At 53.3% G+C, this 18,740-nt stretch carries 18 protein-coding genes and 1 tRNA gene; 15 read left to right on the top strand and 4 right to left on the bottom strand.

Going from position 1 to position 18,740, the window contains the following annotated elements; genetic code table 11:
- The first annotated feature begins 18 nt into the window (after nucleotides 1-18).
- The 12 genes from hisH (at nucleotide 19) to VMF88_14305 (ending at nucleotide 12,050) form a co-directional block, all read left to right on the top strand.
- Nucleotides 19-615 carry an imidazole glycerol phosphate synthase subunit HisH gene (gene hisH / locus VMF88_14250; protein HTY12219.1) on the top strand — a complete coding sequence of 199 codons (597 nt, stop codon included), beginning with the start codon at nucleotides 19-21 and terminating at the stop codon, nucleotides 613-615.
- A 3-nt stretch (nucleotides 616-618) separates the two neighbouring features.
- Nucleotides 619-1,383: a 1-(5-phosphoribosyl)-5-[(5-phosphoribosylamino)methylideneamino]imidazole-4-carboxamide isomerase gene (gene hisA / locus VMF88_14255; GenBank protein HTY12220.1), complete on the top strand. Its 765-nt coding sequence runs from the start codon at nucleotides 619-621 to the stop codon at nucleotides 1,381-1,383.
- Between the two features lie 65 nt (nucleotides 1,384-1,448).
- The gene (gene hisF / locus VMF88_14260) at nucleotides 1,449-2,210 is read left to right on the top strand and encodes an imidazole glycerol phosphate synthase subunit HisF (protein ID HTY12221.1); all 762 of its coding nucleotides are present in this window, start codon (nucleotides 1,449-1,451) and stop codon (nucleotides 2,208-2,210) included.
- Nucleotides 2,211-2,247: 37 nt separating this feature from the next.
- Nucleotides 2,248-2,637 (top strand): phosphoribosyl-AMP cyclohydrolase, encoded by a 390-nt coding sequence (gene hisI / locus VMF88_14265; protein HTY12222.1) that lies wholly within the window; start codon nucleotides 2,248-2,250, stop codon nucleotides 2,635-2,637.
- Nucleotides 2,638-2,639: 2 nt separating this feature from the next.
- Nucleotides 2,640-3,563, top strand: coding sequence for a carbohydrate kinase family protein (locus VMF88_14270; protein ID HTY12223.1), 924 nt, complete (start codon nucleotides 2,640-2,642; stop codon nucleotides 3,561-3,563).
- On the top strand, nucleotides 3,560-4,471 hold the full coding sequence (gene rfbD / locus VMF88_14275; GenBank protein HTY12224.1) for a dTDP-4-dehydrorhamnose reductase: 912 nt from the start codon (nucleotides 3,560-3,562) through the stop codon (nucleotides 4,469-4,471). The genes VMF88_14270 and rfbD overlap by 4 nt, the downstream gene beginning before the upstream one ends.
- A gap of 7 nt (nucleotides 4,472-4,478) precedes the next feature.
- Entirely contained in the window at nucleotides 4,479-5,291 is an 813-nt protein-coding gene (locus tag VMF88_14280) for an endonuclease/exonuclease/phosphatase family protein (protein HTY12225.1), read from the top strand.
- A gap of 75 nt (nucleotides 5,292-5,366) precedes the next feature.
- Nucleotides 5,367-6,632: a serine--tRNA ligase gene (gene serS / locus VMF88_14285; protein ID HTY12226.1), complete on the top strand. Its 1,266-nt coding sequence runs from the start codon at nucleotides 5,367-5,369 to the stop codon at nucleotides 6,630-6,632.
- Between the two features lie 68 nt (nucleotides 6,633-6,700).
- A complete protein-coding gene (locus VMF88_14290; GenBank protein HTY12227.1) occupies nucleotides 6,701-8,461 on the top strand; it encodes an ABC transporter ATP-binding protein in 1,761 nt (586 codons plus the stop codon).
- A gap of 50 nt (nucleotides 8,462-8,511) precedes the next feature.
- On the top strand, nucleotides 8,512-10,281 hold the full coding sequence (locus VMF88_14295; protein HTY12228.1) for an ABC transporter ATP-binding protein: 1,770 nt from the start codon (nucleotides 8,512-8,514) through the stop codon (nucleotides 10,279-10,281).
- 168 nt (nucleotides 10,282-10,449) lie between these two features.
- Nucleotides 10,450-11,457 carry a class 1 fructose-bisphosphatase gene (fbp, locus tag VMF88_14300; protein HTY12229.1) on the top strand — a complete coding sequence of 336 codons (1,008 nt, stop codon included), beginning with the start codon at nucleotides 10,450-10,452 and terminating at the stop codon, nucleotides 11,455-11,457.
- Nucleotides 11,458-11,480: 23 nt separating this feature from the next.
- The gene (locus tag VMF88_14305) at nucleotides 11,481-12,050 is read left to right on the top strand and encodes an exonuclease domain-containing protein (GenBank protein HTY12230.1); all 570 of its coding nucleotides are present in this window, start codon (nucleotides 11,481-11,483) and stop codon (nucleotides 12,048-12,050) included.
- A gap of 76 nt (nucleotides 12,051-12,126) precedes the next feature.
- Here the strand turns inward: VMF88_14305 and VMF88_14310 are convergent, their stop codons facing one another.
- The gene (locus VMF88_14310) at nucleotides 12,127-12,921 is read right to left on the bottom strand and encodes a tetratricopeptide repeat protein (protein ID HTY12231.1); all 795 of its coding nucleotides are present in this window, start codon (nucleotides 12,919-12,921) and stop codon (nucleotides 12,127-12,129) included.
- 534 nt (nucleotides 12,922-13,455) lie between these two features.
- On the opposite strand from VMF88_14310, the gene VMF88_14315 reads away from it, so the two are divergent.
- The gene (locus VMF88_14315; protein ID HTY12232.1) at nucleotides 13,456-14,823 is read left to right on the top strand and encodes a TrpB-like pyridoxal phosphate-dependent enzyme; all 1,368 of its coding nucleotides are present in this window, start codon (nucleotides 13,456-13,458) and stop codon (nucleotides 14,821-14,823) included.
- Nucleotides 14,824-14,879: 56 nt separating this feature from the next.
- Here VMF88_14315 and VMF88_14320 read toward each other — a convergent pair whose 3' ends face one another.
- Together VMF88_14320 and VMF88_14325 are read right to left on the bottom strand one after the other, a co-directional pair.
- Nucleotides 14,880-15,806 carry a hypothetical protein gene (locus VMF88_14320; protein HTY12233.1) on the bottom strand — a complete coding sequence of 309 codons (927 nt, stop codon included), beginning with the start codon at nucleotides 15,804-15,806 and terminating at the stop codon, nucleotides 14,880-14,882.
- A gap of 20 nt (nucleotides 15,807-15,826) precedes the next feature.
- Nucleotides 15,827-16,654: an RNA methyltransferase gene (locus VMF88_14325; GenBank protein ID HTY12234.1), complete on the bottom strand. Its 828-nt coding sequence runs from the start codon at nucleotides 16,652-16,654 to the stop codon at nucleotides 15,827-15,829.
- Nucleotides 16,655-17,008: 354 nt separating this feature from the next.
- On the opposite strand from VMF88_14325, the gene VMF88_14330 reads away from it, so the two are divergent.
- Nucleotides 17,009-17,082: transfer RNA gene (locus tag VMF88_14330), tRNA-Arg, on the top strand.
- 336 nt (nucleotides 17,083-17,418) lie between these two features.
- Here the strand turns inward: VMF88_14330 and VMF88_14335 are convergent.
- On the bottom strand, nucleotides 17,419-17,919 hold the full coding sequence (locus tag VMF88_14335) for a hypothetical protein (GenBank protein ID HTY12235.1): 501 nt from the start codon (nucleotides 17,917-17,919) through the stop codon (nucleotides 17,419-17,421).
- Nucleotides 17,920-17,930: 11 nt separating this feature from the next.
- On the opposite strand from VMF88_14335, the gene VMF88_14340 reads away from it, so the two are divergent.
- Nucleotides 17,931-18,725: a hypothetical protein gene (locus VMF88_14340; protein ID HTY12236.1), complete on the top strand. Its 795-nt coding sequence runs from the start codon at nucleotides 17,931-17,933 to the stop codon at nucleotides 18,723-18,725.
- Nucleotides 18,726-18,740: the final 15 nt, after the last annotated feature.

Consider the following 18,740-nt stretch of genomic DNA (forward strand, 5'->3'; position numbering starts at 1 on the left):
TTCACTGCTCACTGAACCATGATTGGCATCATCGACTACAAACTCAACAACCTCCGTTCTGTCCAGAAAGCATTCGAGAAGGTCGGTGCGCCGGCGTTCATCTCGAGCGATGCGAAGGAACTTTCCCGCGCGGACAAACTTGTCCTGCCGGGGGTCGGCGCCTTCGGCCAGGCGATGGAGAACATCAAAGCACTTGGGTTCGACGAATTGATTTGCTCGGGTGCAAAAGCCGGGAAGCCGCTGATCGGGATCTGCCTTGGAATGCAGCTCTTGTTCACCCGCAGCTCCGAAAACGGCATGCACGACGGGTTGAACCTCATTGCCGGCGATGTGCAGCTTTTTCCGAACACGGTAAAAGTCCCGCACATCGGCTGGAACCAGATGGAAATACAGCGTCCGTCGAAAATTCTGGCTTCGGTCATTGACAAGAGTTTTGTCTATTTTGTCCATTCGTATTATGCGCAGCCGAAGGAGACGGTGACGTTGACGACGACAGAATACGGTTTCCATTTTACGTCCGTCGTGCAAAAAGAGCTGATCTTCGGCATCCAATTCCATCCGGAGAAAAGCCAGACAGCCGGACTCCAGATGTTGAAGAACTTTTCCGAATTGTAAGCGATGATCTTAATCCTTCCCGCTATCGACATTAAGGACGGAAAGTGCGTACGGCTGGTGCAGGGGGAACCGGGTACGGAGAAGATCTATTCCGACGACCCCGCAAAAATGGCGATCCTGTGGCGGGGGGAAAACGCGAAGACGCTCCACGTCGTCGACCTTGACGGGGCGTTCGAAGGACAGTTGAAGAACCTCGAGGCGATAAGAAAAATTGTCGATGCGGTGGACATCCCGGTCCAACTGGGAGGGGGCATCCGGCGGTATGAGGAAATTCGAGAGCTTTTCGAGATAGGCGTGTATCGCGTCGTTTTGGGGACCGCTGCGATCGAAGACCCCGAGCTTGTTCGGCGTGTGATACAGGATTTTGGGGCGAGAAAAATCGCCGTCGGCATCGATGCCAGGAACGGCGTCGTAATGACAAAAGGATGGCAGCACGATTCCGGCGTCGATGCAATTTCGCTTGCGCTAAAGATGAAAGAGCTCGGCGTTTTCAGGATCGTCTATACCGACATCGCCAGGGACGGAATGCTGACGGGGCCGAATTTCGACGCGATCAAGGAGATGGCCGAGAAAACGGAGCTCAAGATCACCGCGTCGGGAGGAATTTCCGGCTTCAAGGATCTGATACGGATGCAGGAGCTGGAGAAATTCGGCGTCGATTCCGTCATCGTCGGCAAGGCGCTGTATGAAAATAAATTTCCGTGCCAGGCGCTTTGGCGGCTGAACGAGAAGGTGCTCGACGACCTCGGACCGACGAGGAGGATCTGAGCAACCAACAATGAACAATCAACAGTGATCGGGTGAGCCGTTCATTGAAGATGGCAGATTGAACTATGCTTGCCAAAAGAATCATACCGTGTTTAGATGTCGACAAGGGGCGCGTCGTGAAAGGCGTTAATTTTGTCGATTTGATCGATGCCGGCGATCCGGTCGCCCAGGCGAAGTTTTACGACGCCGAAGGGGCGGACGAGCTGGTGTTCCTCGACATCTCTGCGTCGTCCGACAACCGGTCGACGATGCTGGACGTCGTTCGCCGGACGGCGGAAGAGGTCTTCATTCCGTTCACCATCGGCGGCGGGATCCGGACCGCGGACGATATGCGCGAGATTCTCCGGAGCGGCGCTGATAAGATCAGCGTCAACACGGCGGCGGTCAAACATCCGGCCCTGATCTCGGACGGGGCCGAACGGTTTGGCGTTCAGTGCATTGTCGTTGCGATCGATGCGAAGCGGAATCCATCGGGGAACAATTGGAAAGTTTTCATTAACGGGGGGAGGACCGAAACGGAACTCGACGCGGTCGAATGGGCGCACAGAGTTGAATCGCTCGGCGCCGGCGAGATTCTTCTCACGAGCATGGACCGTGACGGGACGAAGGATGGGTACGATATCGAACTCCTGCGCGCTGTCACCGCGGCGGTCAAAATCCCGGTGATTGCGAGCGGCGGCGCCGGATCACTTGACCATTTGTTCGCCGCCCTTCATGAAGGGCACGCCGATGCGGTTCTGGCCGCATCGATCTTTCATTTCCGGCAATACGCGATCAAGGAAGCAAAAGAATACCTCCTTTCGAAAGATATTTTGATGCGGAACTAGAACGAGGCAGAACAAGGCGCAGGGTACAGAAAATCCTATGAAGATAATAGACCAATTAAAATTCGACTCAGATGGGCTGATCCCTGCTATCGCTCAGGAAGAAAAGTCCGGCGAAATTCTGATGATGGCCTGGATGAACAAGGAGAGCCTCCGCGCTACCCTTGAGACCAAACGCGCGACGTACTGGAGCCGTTCGAGGAAAAAACTCTGGATGAAGGGAGAAGAGTCGGGAAACATCCAGGAGGTTCGCTCCGTTCATGTTGACTGCGATGGAGACGTGGTGCTGTTGAAAGTGAACCAGGTTGGAGGAGCGGCATGTCACACGGGTCATCGGACATGCTTTTTCCGTGAGATCGTCGACGGCGGCAACGCTTTCAAGGAATCGAACGATATCGTGTTTGACCCGAAATCAATCTACAAGAAATAAACGTGAAACTTACGGTCATCGGACATTTGTGTCTCGACGTCATTCATCGGCCCGACGGTACGGAGAAGCAGGGGTACGGAGGGATCTATTTCGCCGTTATGGCACTGGCGAATATCGCATCGGATGCGGATACGATATTTCCGGTCTTCGGCGTGGGAGAAAAAGAGTTCGAGGCCGTCAAACAAGCATTGATGAAATATCCGAACGTCAACACGGACGGGATCTTTTCATTCCAGGGGGAAACGAATCAGGTCCATCTTTATTACAGCAATCAGGAGACCAGAACCGAATGCTCGAAGCACATTTCATCGCCGATTCCGTATTCGCGCATCGAACCGTTCCTCTCCGTCCACGGAATTTTTTTGGATATGATCTCCGGCGCGGACATTACGCTTGACACGCTTGACCAGATCCGGCTCGCGGTGAGGCCGAAGAATACGCCGATTCATCTCGACGTGCACTGCCTGACGCTTGGAGTGAACTCCGACGCCACCCGTTATCGCCGGGCCCTGTCTGAATGGCGGCGCTGGTGTTTTATGGTCAACTCCGTGCAAATGAATGAAGAGGAAGCGGCCGGACTGACGGTCGAACAGTACAATGAAGAGATGCTTGCCAAACAGATGCTGCCGTTAATGGTGAACGCCCTGTGCGTGACTCGAGGGGCAAGAGGCGTGACGGTCTTCCAACAGGAGCATAAGCATCTCATGCGAAAGGATATTCCCGGGATCCCCACCGGTTCAAAGGATCCGACAGGATGCGGAGATGTTTTCGGTTCTGCGTTCTTGTATCAATACTGCAAGTCGAAGCGCATCGAGCAGGCCGCGCAGTTCGCCAATGAAGTCGCGGCGGCGAACAGCGAGAATTCCGGGTCGGAGGAGATTGATCGTCTGTCAAAATTTAAGACATCGGGCGAGAACGGAAAATGAAACGGGTTCTCATTTGCGGCAGCAACGGGCTTCTCGGCCAGCGCTTAGCGCTGAAACTCGGGTATGAGACCGAATATGAGGTGCTCAACACGTCGCATCATCGTCAGTTCGTCCTCGATCGGCACCTTTTCGATTACACCCAGCTCGACATCACGAACAAGGGGGACGTCAAAAGCCTTGTCTCGAGTTTCCGTCCCGACATTATCGTGAATGCCGCGGCGATGACGAATGTTGATGCCTGCGAGACGCAGCGCGAGCTTGCATGGAAGGTGAACGTCGTCGGCGTTGAAAATTTGGTGGAGATTGCCCGCCGGATCAACAGCCTGCTCATCCATATTTCGACGGACTATGTCTTCGACGGAAAGAACGGGCCGTACAAGGAAACCGACCGGGTCAACCCGATCAACTATTACGGCAAGACGAAACAGGCGGGGGAGAACGTCATCCTTGCCGCCGGAATTCCGGCGGCGATCCTGAGGACCATCGTCGTCTACGGTACCGGCATCAACATAAAAAATAATTTTGCGCTGTGGGTCATCAACAGTCTAAGAGAGGGAAAAAACATCCGCTGCGTGGACGATCAGATCGCCAACCCGACCCATGTCGGCGACCTTGCGTCGGGTGTGGTCAAAGTGATCGAGCGTGATCGTCCGGGCCTCTATCATATCGGGGGCGCAAACGCAGTCAGCAGAAATGAATTCGCCGTGAAGGCAGCTGAAATTTTCGGGCTGAATCCTGCGCTCATCCAAAAAGTGAAATCGGTCGAACTCAATCAAATTGCCCAGCGTCCGCTGGTCACAAGCCTGGTCACGGCAAAAGCAGAAAAAGAACTGGACTTCCGCCCGATGACGCTGGCGGAAGGCCTTGAATTGATGAAACGGGAACTCGTCCATCTGACATTAAATTAGAATACCCATGACGCCCCTCTTCCATCGTTTGACTGCGTTCGCTTTTCCGGCCGCCCCTCTCGTTGTTGCGTTCATCATAACCTCGTGCAGTTCGACAAAGGAGACAGCGGCGACGCCTCCGCCTGCAGGGAATAGGCCGCTCACCGCAACGTTCAAAATTTTATCGGTGAATGCCCGTCATACCTTAAAGGGGAAAAGCGATGTCCGAAAATTGTCGAAGGTCATTAAATCGACCGGCGCCGATATCGTAGCGGTCCAGCAGATCGAAAGACCTCAGGAAGGGAAGACCGATTTCGACGCTGTTCAGGAACTTGCCAAACAAACCGAGATGTACAACTTTTTCGGCAAGGCCCGGTACTTTGAAGGCTATGATTCGGGGAATGCATTGTTCAGTACCTATCCTGTCAAGCAAACGGCGGTGCAGCCCCTTCCCGTCGAGGAAGGCAAAGTGCGTCGGTCTCTCACGTTCGGCGTGATCGATGTCGGATTGAAGGAAGTCGGCATATCGTCGACGGAACTTGACGACGAATCTTCTTCCATGCGCGTGAGCGAAACGCAGGCCATCATTTCGATCGCGCAGTCGTACGATAACGTTCCGGTGATCGTCTGCGGAAATTTCTGCGAATCCCTTTCGGGAAGAGCCGCGTCAAAAATGCAGGAACAATTTCTCGCGGCAAATGCCCTTCAGGAATCAGCACAAAAGTCGTGGCAGCAGGTCTATGCGATGAAAAATCAAAAGCTTGAACCCGTTGCCGTCGAAAAAGTGAAGTTCGGCGACTCTGGCGAGGCGCTTCTGGTGACAATGCAGGTGACGCAGTGACAGCGAGCGGTCAACAAATGACGATGAACGGTTGCATGCCTCATCGGGCATCGTAACATCATTATCCAAACGACAATGATAGACCTAAAATATATTCGGGAACATACAGCCCTCGTAAAAGAGGGGATCAAAGCCAAGCGCGAAGTCGACAATATCGACGAGATCATCTCGGCGGATGAACAGCGCCGGGGATTTATTCAGGAAGGGGAGACGCTCAAGGCACGACGAAACGAGGTTTCGGCAAAGATCGGAGAGATGAAGAGGACGAAGCAGGACGCTTCTGCCGCGATCGCGGAAATGAATCAGGTCAAAGAGAGAATCCAGGCGATCGATGAAGAGTTGAAAGTCGTGCAGGAGCGGCTGGACGGATTGCTTCTCACGGTTCCGAACATCCCCCACTCGTCCGTGCCGGTCGGCGCGACGCCCCTCGACAACAAAGAAATATTTTCGTGGGGGGAGAGACCCGCTGCCGATTTTGAGCTGAAGCCCCATTGGGATCTCGCCGAGAAGCTCGGCATTATCGATTTCGGACGGGGGGCAAAAGTCTCCGGCGCCGGATTCCCGTTTTATGTTGGAAAAGGAGCAATGCTCGAGCGTGCGCTCATAAACTTCTTTCTCGACCAGGCTGCCGAGCGGGGCTACGAGGAACTCGGCGCTCCGGTCGTCATCAATGAAGAGAGCGCGCGGGGAACGGGCCAAATTCCGGACAAAGAAGACCTGATGTATTTCGCGGAACGGGACGGTTTTTACCTTATACCCACTGCGGAGGTCCCCGTAACGAACTTTCACAGAAAAGAAGTGTTTGAAGAGAAGGCGCTTCCGATCCAGTATGCGGCATACACCCCCTGCTTCCGGCGTGAAGCCGGCTCGTACGGCAAGGATGTGCGCGGTCTGAACCGGCTCCATCAGTTCGACAAGGTCGAGCTGGTGAAATTTGTACTTCCGTCGGCATCGTATGATGAACTGGAGCGTCTCCGGCAGGATGCGGAACACCTGCTGCAATTGTTAGGTCTGAGCTATCACACCCTGTTGATGTGCACCGGGGACATGGGGTTCACACAGACAAAAAAATACGACCTGGAAGTCTGGGCCCCCGGTCAGAAAAAGTATCTTGAGGTTTCTTCGTGCAGCAATTTTGAAGCGTTCCAGGCACGTAGAATGAACATCAAGTATCGGTCGACCGAGACGGGAAAACAGGAGTTTGTCCACACATTGAACGGATCTGCGCTGGCGCTCCCGCGGGTTGTCGCAGCGCTCCTGGAACATTATCAGACGCCTGAAGGCAAAATTGTTCTACCTAAGGTGCTGCATCCGTATACGAAATTTGCCGTTATAGAATGAAAAAGCTTGTTAACTTCAAAACGTCGCTTCATATTTTTCATTCTTAAACTTTACTTTTTCATGTTTCTATGAAGTCTCTCCTTCGTCTCCGCCCCTATCTGGCGAAATACAAGAGAACGCTCTTCTGGGGCGTTTGCACCGTCGTCGTCAGCAACCTCTTTGTCGTTGCGACGCCGCTGTTCATCGGGCATGCCGTTGATACCATCAAGCAGGGGGTCGAAACCGGTGTGCTAGAGTCCTCCAAACTCTTCAGGGATGCAGCGTTGATCGTCGGTTTCGCCCTCGTTGCCGGGTTCATGACATTCCTGACGCGGCAGACGATCATCGTCGTTTCGCGCAAGATCGAGTATGACCTGCGTAACGATTTTCTCGCGCACATTCAGAAGCTTCCCCTGAATTACTTCCAGAATACGCCGACCGGCGACCTCATGGCGCACGCGACGAACGACATTGCAGCGGTACGCAACACCCTCGGCCCCGGCATTATGTATCCGTCGGATACCTTCATGACGTTCTCGATGGCTCTGACGCTGATGTTCGTGAAGGATTGGTCGCTCACGATGATCGCTCTGGTCCCGCTTCCGCTCATCTCGTATGCTGTCTATAAGCTCGGCCAGATCATTCACGCAAAGTTCAACGAACGGCAGGAACAGTATTCACTGCTGACAACACGGGCGCAGGAGAATCTTTCGGGCATCCGGGTCGTCAAGGCGTACGTGCGGGAAGAGTACGAGATCGGCCTGTTTGAAAACCTGAGCTGGGACTATTTGAAGAAAAACCTCGTGCTTGCAAAAGCGCAGTCGGTGATGTGGCCGCTGATGTACATGCTCGTCGGCATCTCGCTCGTCATCACCGTCTATTTTGGCGGCATCCAGGTCATTGCGGGGAGGATCACGATCGGAACGCTGACCGCGTTCTTCACGTACCTCTCGATGCTGATCTGGCCGATGATCGCCTTTGGCTGGGTGACAAATATCATCCAGCAGGGAGCGGCGTCGATGGAACGGCTCGCGAAGATCTTCGACACCGTGCCGGAAATCAGAGATTCGGAGGAGACGGATATTCTCATCAAGCACATCGACGGAGAAATTGAATTTAGAAATGTGTCGTTCACGCACAAGGGAGTCGCCTCCCCGACGTTGAAGAATATCAGCCTGAAGATTCCGAAAGGGACCACCCTTGCCGTCGTCGGATACACCGGCTCCGGAAAGAGCACGTTCGTCAATTTGCTGCCGCGGTTGTATGACGTGACCGAGGGGGAGCTGTTGATCGACGGGATCAATATCAAAAAGATCCCGTTGGAAGTGCTCCGGTCCCACGTGGGCTGCGTTCCGCAGGAGACGTTTTTGTTTTCCGAATCGATCTCCGAGAATATCAGTTACGGCGTGGATGGGATCTCGCACGAACAAATTCGCGAGGCGGCGGAGATTTCGCAGATCGCGAAGGATATCAACGACTTTCCGCAGCAATTTGACACGACGCTCGGCGAACGGGGCATCACCCTTTCGGGCGGCCAGAAGCAGCGAACAAGCATTGCGCGGGCTGTGCTCCGCGAGCCCAAGATCCTGATCCTCGACGACGCCCTGTCTTCGGTGGACACCTATACGGAAGAGGCGATCCTTAAACGCCTTCGCAATGTCATGGAGAACCGGACGAGCATCATCATCAGCCATAGAATTTCCACGGTGAAGGACGCGGACATGATCATTGTAATGGATAAAGGCGAAATTGTCGAACAGGGGCAGCACGAGGAGCTTGTCGATCGCGGCGGCATTTATGCGAACCTCCACTATAAGCAATTGCTTGAAAAGGAACTCGAAGAACTCTGATACGAAGGAATTGTTGACCGTTCATTCATCATTTTTCAATTGTTTGGTCCATGCACGAAGAAGAGATTCTCGGTAAAGCATACGACGGAAAATTAATGAAGCGGCTGCTTCATTACCTCCGTCCCTACAAATGGTATGTGGCGCTCGGCATCGTGTTGAGCATGGTGGTCTCTGCCCTGGAAGCGGTGAGGCCGTATTTTACGAAGATCGCCGTCGATGTGAACATCAAAAACCATGACGAGCAGGGATTGCTTGTCACCGCGCTCGAATTTTTGACGGTCCTGATGCTCCGGGGAGTGACGCAGTATTTCAATTCCTACCTTACCCAATGGATCGGCCAGCGGACGATCTTCGACCTGCGGATGGAGCTCTTCAGGCATCTGCAGAATCTTTCATTGAAGTTCTACGACAGAAATCCGATCGGAAGGCTGATCACGCGGGTGACCAACGACGTCGAAGTGCTGAATGAAATGTTCTCGTCCGGCATCGTGATGGTCTTCAGCGACGTGTTCATGATCGGCGGGATCCTGTGGTTCATGTTTTCGATGAACTGGCAGCTCGCGGTGGTTTCGCTCAGCGTTCTTCCGTTCCTTTTCTACGGCACATTTCTGTTCAGGAAGAAAGCGCGCGAAGCATACCGCGACGTCCGTATTCAGATCGCGAAGATCAATACGTTCATGCAGGAACATATCACGGGAATGATCGTCGACCAGATTTTCAACCGCGAGAAGAAAGCATACGATCAATTTGATGGATTGAATGCCGCGCACCGCGATGCGAATATCCGTTCAATCTTCTACTATGCGGTGTTCTATCCCGCCGTCGATATCATCGGCGCCGTTGCGGTCGGCCTCATCGTTTGGTACGCGGGGGGGAAAACGCTCGAAGGAAAAGTGACGATCGGGACGATCATGGCATTCCTGCAGTTCAACGAAATGTTCTGGCGTCCCATCCGCGACCTCTCCGAAAAGTACAATATTATGCAGACGGCGATGGCGTCATCGGAGCGGATCTTCAAGCTGCTGGATGATCAAAGCATCCTTAAGAATCCTGAGGCGCCGGTTCCTTTGCCGGCGATGCGAGGCAAAGTCGAATTTCGCAATGTCTGGTTTGCGTACAGCGGCGAGGACTGGGTGCTGAAGAATGTCTCATTCACGATGCTTCCGGGCGAGACCGTGGCTTTTGTCGGTCATACGGGAGCGGGCAAGACGACCATCATCAGCTTGCTCTCGCGTTTTTACGAAGTCCAGAAGGGGGAAATTCTTGTCGATGATTTCAATATCAAGGACCTGAAAACAGAGGATCTGAGAAGGCACATCGCCGTCGTCCTGCAGGATGTCTTTCTTTTTTCCGGGGATATTAAAGGGAACATCAGCTTGGGCAATAAGGATATTTCGTTCGACCGCGTGAAAGAATCGGCGCGATTTGTCGGCGTGGATCAATTCATCGAAGCGATGCCCAGGAAATACGACGAAGCGGTAAAAGAGCGCGGGTCGACATTGTCCGTCGGCCAGAAACAATTGCTTTCTTTTGCCCGCGCGCTCGCATACAACCCGAAAATATTGGTACTGGACGAGGCAACGTCCAGTGTCGATACGCAGACCGAATTACTCATCCAATCTGCCATCAAGAAATTATTGGCAGGAAGAAGTTCAATCGTTATCGCACATCGCCTTTCCACGATCCAGAGCGCGGACAAGATCATAGTGATGCACAAGGGAGAGATCCGCGAATCCGGCACACACCAACAGCTGCTTGCCCTTGGGGGAATTTATTACAAACTGTACCAACTGCAGTACAAGGAACAGGAAGTAGAATAAAATTTTGATGCCGCAGATTTACCTGATTGCACGCTGATTGCAGATTTCTCAGATGATTTGCAATCTGCCCGCTGCAGAATTTGCCATCTGCGCGATCTGCCATCTGCGCGATCTGCCATCTGCGCAATGTGCCATCTGCGCTAAATCTGCGCCATCTGCGCAATCATTATGGCCAACAAAGTCATCACCATCGAGCGCCACATTATCGAAGGAGAGCGGCAGCATCCGGGCGCGACGGGACATTTCTCCGCGCTTCTGAGGGATTTGACGCTTGCAATCAAAGTGATCTGGCGCGAGGTAAGCAAAGCCGGATTGGTCAATATCCTCGGCCTTGCCGGGAAGGAAAATATCCACGGCGATGTCGTCAAGAAGCTGGATGTTTTCGCCGACGAAGCGATCTACAAGGCCATGGATCACGGCGGCCATCTTTGTGTCATGGCCTCCGAGGAGAACGAAGGGGTGCTCCACATTCCCGACGATTATCCAAAAGGGAAGTACGTTCTCTTATTTGACCCGCTCGATGGATCCTCTAATATCGACGTCAACGTCACGATCGGCACGATTTTCTCCATTTACCGGCGGGTGTCAAATTCGGGAAAAGGGACCCTGGCCGACTGCACTCAACCGGGGTACAAGCAGGTCGCGGCCGGTTATGTCGTCTACGGATCGAGCACCATGCTCATCTATACCACCGGCGACGGAGTGCACGGCTTCACCCTCGACCCGAGCATCGGCGAATTTCTTTTGTCCCATGAAGACATCCATGTTCCCAAGCGGGGGAAAATCTACAGCGTGAATGAAGGGAATTACCGGTACTGGAATGACGGGGTGAAGAAGTACATAAAATACTTACAGGAAGAGGATAAAAAAACGGGGAGACCGTACTCGGGAAGGTATATCGGCTCGATGGTTGCGGACATCCATCGAACGCTGTTATACGGGGGAATATTTTTGTACCCCGGGGACGCTCGTTATCCTCAGGGAAAGCTCCGTCTGATGTACGAAGCGAACCCGGTATCTTTCATCATGGAACAAGCAGGCGGAGCGGCCACTGACGGCCGGCGGCGGATCCTCGACATCGTTCCCGAGACCCTTCATCAAAAAACTCCACTCTTCATCGGAAGCGAAGAAGATGTCTCCCTCTGCACAGAATTTCTCAACGGACGATCCCTCTAATGGCCGCCGATTCGACAGATCTCTTGAACCAAAAGATTGCCGCAACGACGTTCGTTGTTGTCGACGTGGAAACGACCGGCTTTTCACCGCGCGACGGCGGCATCACAGAGATCGCAATGGTCAAGGTCCGCAACGGCCTGTTGTGGGGTGAGTACACCACGCTCGTCAATCCGCTGCTGCCGATTCCGGACGACATCACGGCGTTGACGGGCATCGATGATGCCATGGTTGCCGATGCTCCGACCGCGGACCTCGTTGCGCCCGCGATTTCAGAATTTCTTGGGGATGGGGTTTTCACGGCGCACAACGCTCCCTTCGATCTGGGGTTTGTGAACAGCACGCTGGCAAAGGGGAGAATCGGGAAAATTGAGAACCCCGTCCTCTGCACATGTAAGCTTGCGCGTCATTTGCTTCCGAACCTCAGAAGCAAATCCCTCGGGCCGGTTGCCAAGCAATTGGGAATTGAAAATTCTCAACGGCACCGTGCCGCCGGCGATGCCTACGCAACGGCCCAGGTGTTGATTCATTTTTTGCGGCGGCTTGAAGAGGAATTCGATGTGGTCGATCTGAAAGGCGTGATGCGGTTTCAATGAGCGTCCGATGAGGCGGAAAACAAAAAGGCCGGCGTCGAGAGATCGAAGCCGGCCTTTTTTGTTGAGCGGTACAAGATCACTTTATCTTTGCTTTTGCCCGTCCCAAATATTCACTGTTGGGATACAACTCGACGAATTTTTTATACTCGACCTGCGCCTGCTGATGGTCTCCCATCCGGTCGTACGTCTGGGCGATCATAAATTGGGAGTCATCTTTCTTCTCCGAAATCTTGAACCTCAAGACCTCCTGGAACTGTTGAATGGCTGGCTTGTAATCGTGCAATCCGTACAGGCACAGTCCTATCCAATAATGGCAATTGTCGGCATAGTCCGATTTGATCCCGCCGTCAAGCAGCGACTGGAATTCGCTGATAGCCTCCTTGAACTTCCGTTCCTTCGCGAGCGACACCGCTCCTTCATAATGTTGAATATCGGCGCTCGCCGATTTGCCGGCCGGCGATTTTCCCATCGGCATCTTCTTCGGCATGGCTGAAGATTTGGCCGTTTTTTCCTGTGTTGCAGCCTGGGCGGCCTCAAGATCCGAAACCTTGGCCATGAGATCTTTATTTTTCTGGTCGGCAGCATCCAGTTTTTGCTGGAGCTGGATATTTTCGGTCTTAATTTCCTCGATTTGCTGCTGTAGCATTTCCTCTTTTGTCGGAGGAGCCTGCATCACTGTCGTTGTTTCAGGGGCTGCCACAACGGCTGTCGTATCATGCGCGATCATCGTGGTATCCGTGCGAACCGCTGTGGTATCGGTCTTGTTCGCTTCCGTCTGCGTCGTCTCCGATGAACCACCGCATCCGATCAGGCCGACAAACGCGATGAGTGCCACAAAGCCAACTGCCTGACGAGCTGTTACTCTCGCCATGTTGGGTATCCAGGAAGCCATAGATCCTCCGAACGATAGTTCAACATGATGGTGTGTCGTTGAATAGCTTACAACGCGTTGAATGCTAATGTATTAAAGGCTCGTTTGAAAGTCAAGCATGCGGTGAGAAATAGTTCTCCCATGTAACAACAATAGCTAGATCAACGTCGGCTTCCGACTCTCCCGGCAGAGGATCAACGTTTGCGTCATACATCGGTCTCATAATTTCCGATTGTTTGACATTCCCTTCAAAAACGATTACTTTTCATGCGTATAATCAATGCCATGGTGGGAATTTCTATCGGGACAGTTTCCGGCAGAGGTTCCCTTCCGGCGCGCTGTGGCGGTCCGGCCGTCATGAAGCCGCCGGTGAACGATTCACTCCTGCGATGTAGATCGCCTCTTTCCAGAAACTTCAAATTGTTTCGGTAAACATTCATCTTCGATTTTTGATGATGGAAGTGCGCCGGCGCATGCACTTTGCCATCAGCGATTGTATTGTCATCACTTCACATTATTTGACGGAGCAGCTCTATGAGCGAACAGCAAAAATTTCTACTCGACGAAAGAAAAATTCCGAAAGCATGGTACAACATCAATGCCGACATGCCGGTGCCGCCGGCTCCCGTCCTGCATCCCGGAACGATGCAGCCGGTGACGCCCGACTTCCTCAGCGTGCTGTTTCCCATGAACCTGATCATGCAGGAAGTAAGCACCGACCGCTGGATCGAAATCCCTGAGCCGGTAAGAGAGGTCTATAAATTGTGGCGCCCGACTCCGCTCCATCGCGCGATCCGTCTGGAAAAGGCGCTCGGCACACCGGCGCATATCTATTACAAATATGAAGGCGTCAGCCCCGTCGGCTCGCATAAACCGAACACCGCTGTGCCGCAGGCTTTTTTCAATAAGGAAGCGGGGACGAAAGCGCTTACGACCGAGACCGGCGCCGGGCAGTGGGGTTCTGCACTTGCGATGGCATGCAATTTTTTTGGGCTTGACCTGGAAGTGTACATGGTGAAAGTCTCGTACCATCAAAAACCGTATCGCCGTATCATTATGGAGAATTTTGGAGCGCGGGTGTATGCAAGTCCGACGGAGAGAACTCAATTCGGGAAAAAAGTGCTTGCCGAGCATCCGGATTCTCAGGGCTCCCTCGGAATGGCAATTTCCGAAGCTGTCGAAGCGGCAGCGACCAGCGGCGGAGCAAAAAAATACAGCCTCGGTTCCGTGCTCGGCCATGTTCTCATGCACCAAACGGTGATCGGCATCGAGGCTCTCGAACAGATGGAAATGGCGGGCGAGTATCCGGATATCATCATTGGCTGCGCCGGAGGAGGCTCAAATTTTGCCGGCTTCGCTTTTCCTTTTGTCCATCAAAATCTCACGAACGGAAAAAAGGCCCGCATCATCGCGGTCGAACCGGCATCGTGTCCGAGCCTCACAAAGGGAAAATACACGTTCGATTACGGCGACACGGCTGCAATGGCTCCGATCGTTAAAATGCACACGCTCGGTCACACGTTCATGCCGCCAGGAATTCATGCGGGTGGCCTGCGTTACCATGGCATGGCGCCGAGCGTCAGCGCGCTGGTCGACCATGGAGACATCGAAGCGCAAGCGGTGAATCAGCTTGAAACTTTCGAGGCGGCCGTGAAGTTTTCGCAGGCGGAGGGGATCATTCCGGCGCCGGAGTCGGCTCACGCGATTCGCGTCGCGATCAATGAAGCGCTGAAGTGCAAACAGGCGGGGGAGAAGAAGGTCATCGCGTTCAACCTTTCGGGACACGGTCATTTCGATATGATGGCGTACGAGCAGTACCATCAGGGCAAGCTTCAGGATTTTGAGTACCCGTCAGCGGCCATCGACGAAGCGATGAAGCATCTTCCAAAGGTCGCAGTGTGATGCGATGATGTGAAATGTGAGGGACGGTCTTCGATGACAATGCCGGATGCAGTCGCCTATCCGGCATTGTTGTTGGTGGAGGAACAAACCTTTTCCGTTTCTTTGGCGATGAGCAGCTGTATCTTCTGCACGACCTCGTCGGGTACGCCGTCGACATGCTTCGACTGCAGCCGCATATCGCACACTTCATTCACATAGTCGACCACGACAAAGACATTTTCTTCAGTTACGGCGATCTCGGAGGAAAAAAAATCGAGGCTGCAGACCTTCTGGATCTTCCTCGCCGAATCCCGCAATCCTCCAAGCCCGCAGCGTTCCTCGTCCTGTTTGTCGAGGATTCGGTAAACATGGGTGACGTCATCCCACCAGCAGGGGATGATCTCGCCAAAAGCGTACAGAACGCGGAACCAGGCTTTGCCACCGTCAAGAATTTTCGGTCGGACAGTCTCCTGCAGAAGATACTTGTCGTTTTTATGATGCTGCCGGGTCTCGATGATGTCCTTCAGGCTCTCAGCGCCAAGGACGACTCCGGTTCCTCCGCCGGTGGTGTTTGCCGGTTTGATGATGAACGGCCTCCCGAGTTTCGCGAGCTCCGAAAGACTCAGCTCCAGTTCCTTCTTCTTGTTATACGGCGATATGATGATCGTATACGGCACGTAAAGTCCATTGGTAATGAACTCCAAATGCATCGTCGCCTTGTCTTTCGCCTTGTCGACATGGTCGTGCAGGTTGTAAAAACGCGTGGACGATCTCGCGAGATGCCGGACAAGCGGCAGGAATGCTTCGTCGTCATCCGATGCACGGTCGAGGAAGGTCTGAAATGCAATTTCCCCCGAGCGGAGCCGGTGAAGCGTTTCGAAGACATTCGATGGCTCTATCCGGTATGTCGTCAAACCGAGATGAATGCAGGCATTTTCGATTCCGGCGATAAAGTCGGAATCGTACTGCCAGTTCCATGCAAGACCAAGGGAGAATGATTCCATAACAGACACAAGAGAAGAGGTCAACGCCCGCGTAGTTCGCGCTGCCGCTGCACCTCGTACATAATGACGGCGCTTGCACTGGCGACGTTCAGCGAGTCCACCCCCGCATGCATCGGGATCGTTGCCTGAATGTCGCTCGCTTCAAGAACTTGTTCCGAAATTCCGTGCCCCTCGCCCCCCAGCACTACACAACAATTTCCCGAGAAATCTACTGAACCGATCTCACTGCTTTTTTCCCGGGGATGCGCCGCAACGATCGTCACGTGGTAGCGAGTCCGGATTTCTTCTAACTCTTCCGTGATACAGGAAAGATATACCAGCGGAAGCGAAAAGACATTGCCCATTGAGTTGCGGACCGCTCGCCGTAAATATGGGTCGCAGGATGTTTCGCCGACGAGCAATGCGCTTACGCCGAACGAGGCGCAATTCCGTACAATGACCCCCATGTTCTCCGAATTCATCACCCCGTCCACCGCAATGAAGAAGAATGGCTGCGCCGATGCGGCGATGGCCTCCTGCAGCGTTGTCCTCCCGGGAATTCTCGCCACTGCCATGATTCCTTTGTGCAATGGGAAACCGACGATCGTCTCCATCAATTCCTTCCCGGCAAGGTAGACATCGATTTCTTCGCCTCTTGACTCCAGCAGCGTTCGATATGCTGCAAACCATTCTTCGGTGAGGAGTATCGAAATAATCCGGATCCTGCTTTCAAGCAATCGACGGACCACTTTCTCTCCCTCCGCTACAAAAATGCCCGCCTTCTGATGTTCCAATGGGCGCTTGAGCGTACGGTACGGCTCCAAATACGAGTGGGCGATGGAAGATACTTGATGAATTGTCAATGCCATGAGTCCGTTGTTATGCGCCGACATTGTTGCCTGATAATCATATGGTACGTGAAAATTCCTGTCTTTCAAAGCGATTATGATTCGCAGAATGAAGCGAATATTCACACCACCGGGTGTAGGTTTCCTGTTTTTCTCATTCAATGAGAGATTTACGCTGAAGATGCGAGAATGCAATTTAACCTGAGGGAAGTAAACTAAGTGTTTTCACCCACAAAGTGAATGGGACGATCCCCTCATTTCCTTGCCTTCCCTCACAAAGTTTTGTATATTTTACGTCGAAAATTGCACCCATAGCTCAATCCCGCCAAAGAGCGGCGGGATTGAGCTAAACATATTTGCAGCAGAATTAAGCTTGCACCCATAGCTCAACTGGATAGAGCATCAGACTTCGAATCTGAGGGTTGGGGGTTCGACTCCCTCTGGGTGCACGACAACGCCGATCTTCAACTTCTAAAAATCTACTCTTCTGTGCATAGCGTTGTCGGTCGTGCGCTATCGTCACGAAGTATTTGATGAGAAATTTGATTTATCGGCAGGATATTTTTTTGGGCATTGGTCCACGGTCGGGTCTTTTGACGAGAACTCCTAACAAACTTTCATGAATGCTCCTTCGGCAACTCCAGACAAAGCTGCGGCAAAGCAATGCCTTCTGGCAGCAGACCGCTTTTTGAAGGAGTCCAAATTTCATGAAGCTCGCACAGAGATTGAACGAGCGAAGAAGTTGGATCCGGCGAATGTTTACGTCGTTGCTTTTCTGGACCGCATTAATTATTTCGAAGCGCAGAAAAAAAAGGAGGTGGGGACTTCCGCTCCTCCCCCTGCGGCACCTTCTCCGCAGGCTCAGTCCGCTCCTCCTTCCGCAGCAGCTCCTCCGCTGGCTCAGCCCGTTCCTGCTCATAAGGTAGCGGCGCAGCCCGCCGTACCTTCTCCGCCGAAAGCGGCCGCACCGACCTCCATGGCTTCGGGGACCGCAGTTCCTCCTGCTGCAAAACCGGCACCGGTTGCCGTACCGCCGCCGGCCCCGCCGAAACCTGTGATTCAAGCGCCGCCGCCGGTGCAACCGGCACCTGCCGTTGCCAGCGTTCCATTGGCACCTCCGCCGTTGCAACCGGCACCTGCCGTTGCGAGCGTTCCTTTGCCACCTCCGCCGTTGCAACCGGCACCTGCAGTTGCGAGCGTTCCTTTGCCACCTCCGCTCCCAAAAGCAAAAGAACCGACGCCGGAACCCCCGCCGAGCCCCGCCGAACAAAAAGCGATGGAAGCAACGCTGGAGGAAATGAAGCGGCAGATTCAAATGCTTTCGCATTCGTTGGAGCAGGAAAAGAAGGCGCGCGAGGAAATGACCAACCAGCAGATCGAGGCAAACGTGCGCCAGCTTCGTCATTCATTGGAGAAAGCATGGACGAACGGAGCTCCCAGCGATGGAGAAGCCGAAGAACTTCACAAGCTCGCAATATCGCTTGCCATTCCGGAGAGCGTAGAGCAGTCGCTCCGCCGCGAAGTGAAGCTCAAGATGTACAGCAATGCGGTGAAAGAAGTGATTGCCAAACGTCAGCTCCTGCGAAGTTCCTCTTCAACGTTCGAATGGCTGCGAAAAGTGTATCAGGTGACGATGGAGGAATACCTCGAGTATGAAACAAAATTTCTCCTCGACCTCGTTGCCGACCAGTATAAAGGAACGATTCTGTACGTGTCTCCCAACATCAAGACGAAGGATGAACTGGTGCCGCGGCTCAAAGCGGCGGGGTATGCCGTGGTGCTGTCGGGAACCCCGGAGGAGGCGCTTGAGAAAATTGAAAAAGTCAATCCCAACCTCATCCTCTGTCACACAGAATTCTCCCCCGGAAGCCTGAGCGGAATCAAATTTCTTCATTTGCTGCGCGCCACGGTGAAGTTCAATTTCATTCCCTTTATACTGCTGTGCCAGGAATCCGAGGTCAGTCAGCTCCAATCGTCGGAGCTTCGGCATCACGAAGGATTCTTAAAGAAGCCGGTCGACGTCGATGAGCTCATGATCGCCATGAATGAGAAGCTGGCTCATTTCCGCGATTACGTTTCGTCGCTGAGTTGAAAAAATCTGAACATT

It is taken from the genome of Bacteroidota bacterium (assembly GCA_035506275.1).
Classification (GTDB): domain Bacteria; phylum Bacteroidota; class Ignavibacteria; order UBA10030; family UBA8401; genus JAGVPT01.

Excerpts from the sequence above, each read along its gene's own strand:
- hisH (HTY12219.1), top strand. The coding sequence starts at position 19 with ATGATTGGCATCATCGACTACAAACTCAACAACCTCCGTTCTGTCCAG.
- hisA (HTY12220.1), top strand. The coding sequence starts at position 619 with ATGATCTTAATCCTTCCCGCTATCGACATTAAGGACGGAAAGTGCGTA.
- hisF (HTY12221.1), top strand. The coding sequence starts at position 1,449 with ATGCTTGCCAAAAGAATCATACCGTGTTTAGATGTCGACAAGGGGCGC.
- hisI (HTY12222.1), top strand. The coding sequence starts at position 2,248 with ATGAAGATAATAGACCAATTAAAATTCGACTCAGATGGGCTGATCCCT.
- rfbD (HTY12224.1), top strand. The coding sequence starts at position 3,560 with ATGAAACGGGTTCTCATTTGCGGCAGCAACGGGCTTCTCGGCCAGCGC.
- VMF88_14280 (HTY12225.1), top strand. The coding sequence starts at position 4,479 with ATGACGCCCCTCTTCCATCGTTTGACTGCGTTCGCTTTTCCGGCCGCC.
- serS (HTY12226.1), top strand. The coding sequence starts at position 5,367 with ATGATAGACCTAAAATATATTCGGGAACATACAGCCCTCGTAAAAGAG.
- VMF88_14290 (HTY12227.1), top strand. The coding sequence starts at position 6,701 with ATGAAGTCTCTCCTTCGTCTCCGCCCCTATCTGGCGAAATACAAGAGA.
- VMF88_14295 (HTY12228.1), top strand. The coding sequence starts at position 8,512 with ATGCACGAAGAAGAGATTCTCGGTAAAGCATACGACGGAAAATTAATG.
- fbp (HTY12229.1), top strand. The coding sequence starts at position 10,450 with ATGGCCAACAAAGTCATCACCATCGAGCGCCACATTATCGAAGGAGAG.
- VMF88_14310 (HTY12231.1), bottom strand. The coding sequence starts at position 12,921 with ATGGCGAGAGTAACAGCTCGTCAGGCAGTTGGCTTTGTGGCACTCATC.
- VMF88_14315 (HTY12232.1), top strand. The coding sequence starts at position 13,456 with ATGAGCGAACAGCAAAAATTTCTACTCGACGAAAGAAAAATTCCGAAA.
- VMF88_14320 (HTY12233.1), bottom strand. The coding sequence starts at position 15,806 with ATGGAATCATTCTCCCTTGGTCTTGCATGGAACTGGCAGTACGATTCC.
- VMF88_14325 (HTY12234.1), bottom strand. The coding sequence starts at position 16,654 with ATGGCATTGACAATTCATCAAGTATCTTCCATCGCCCACTCGTATTTG.
- VMF88_14340 (HTY12236.1), top strand. The coding sequence starts at position 17,931 with ATGAAGCGGCAGATTCAAATGCTTTCGCATTCGTTGGAGCAGGAAAAG.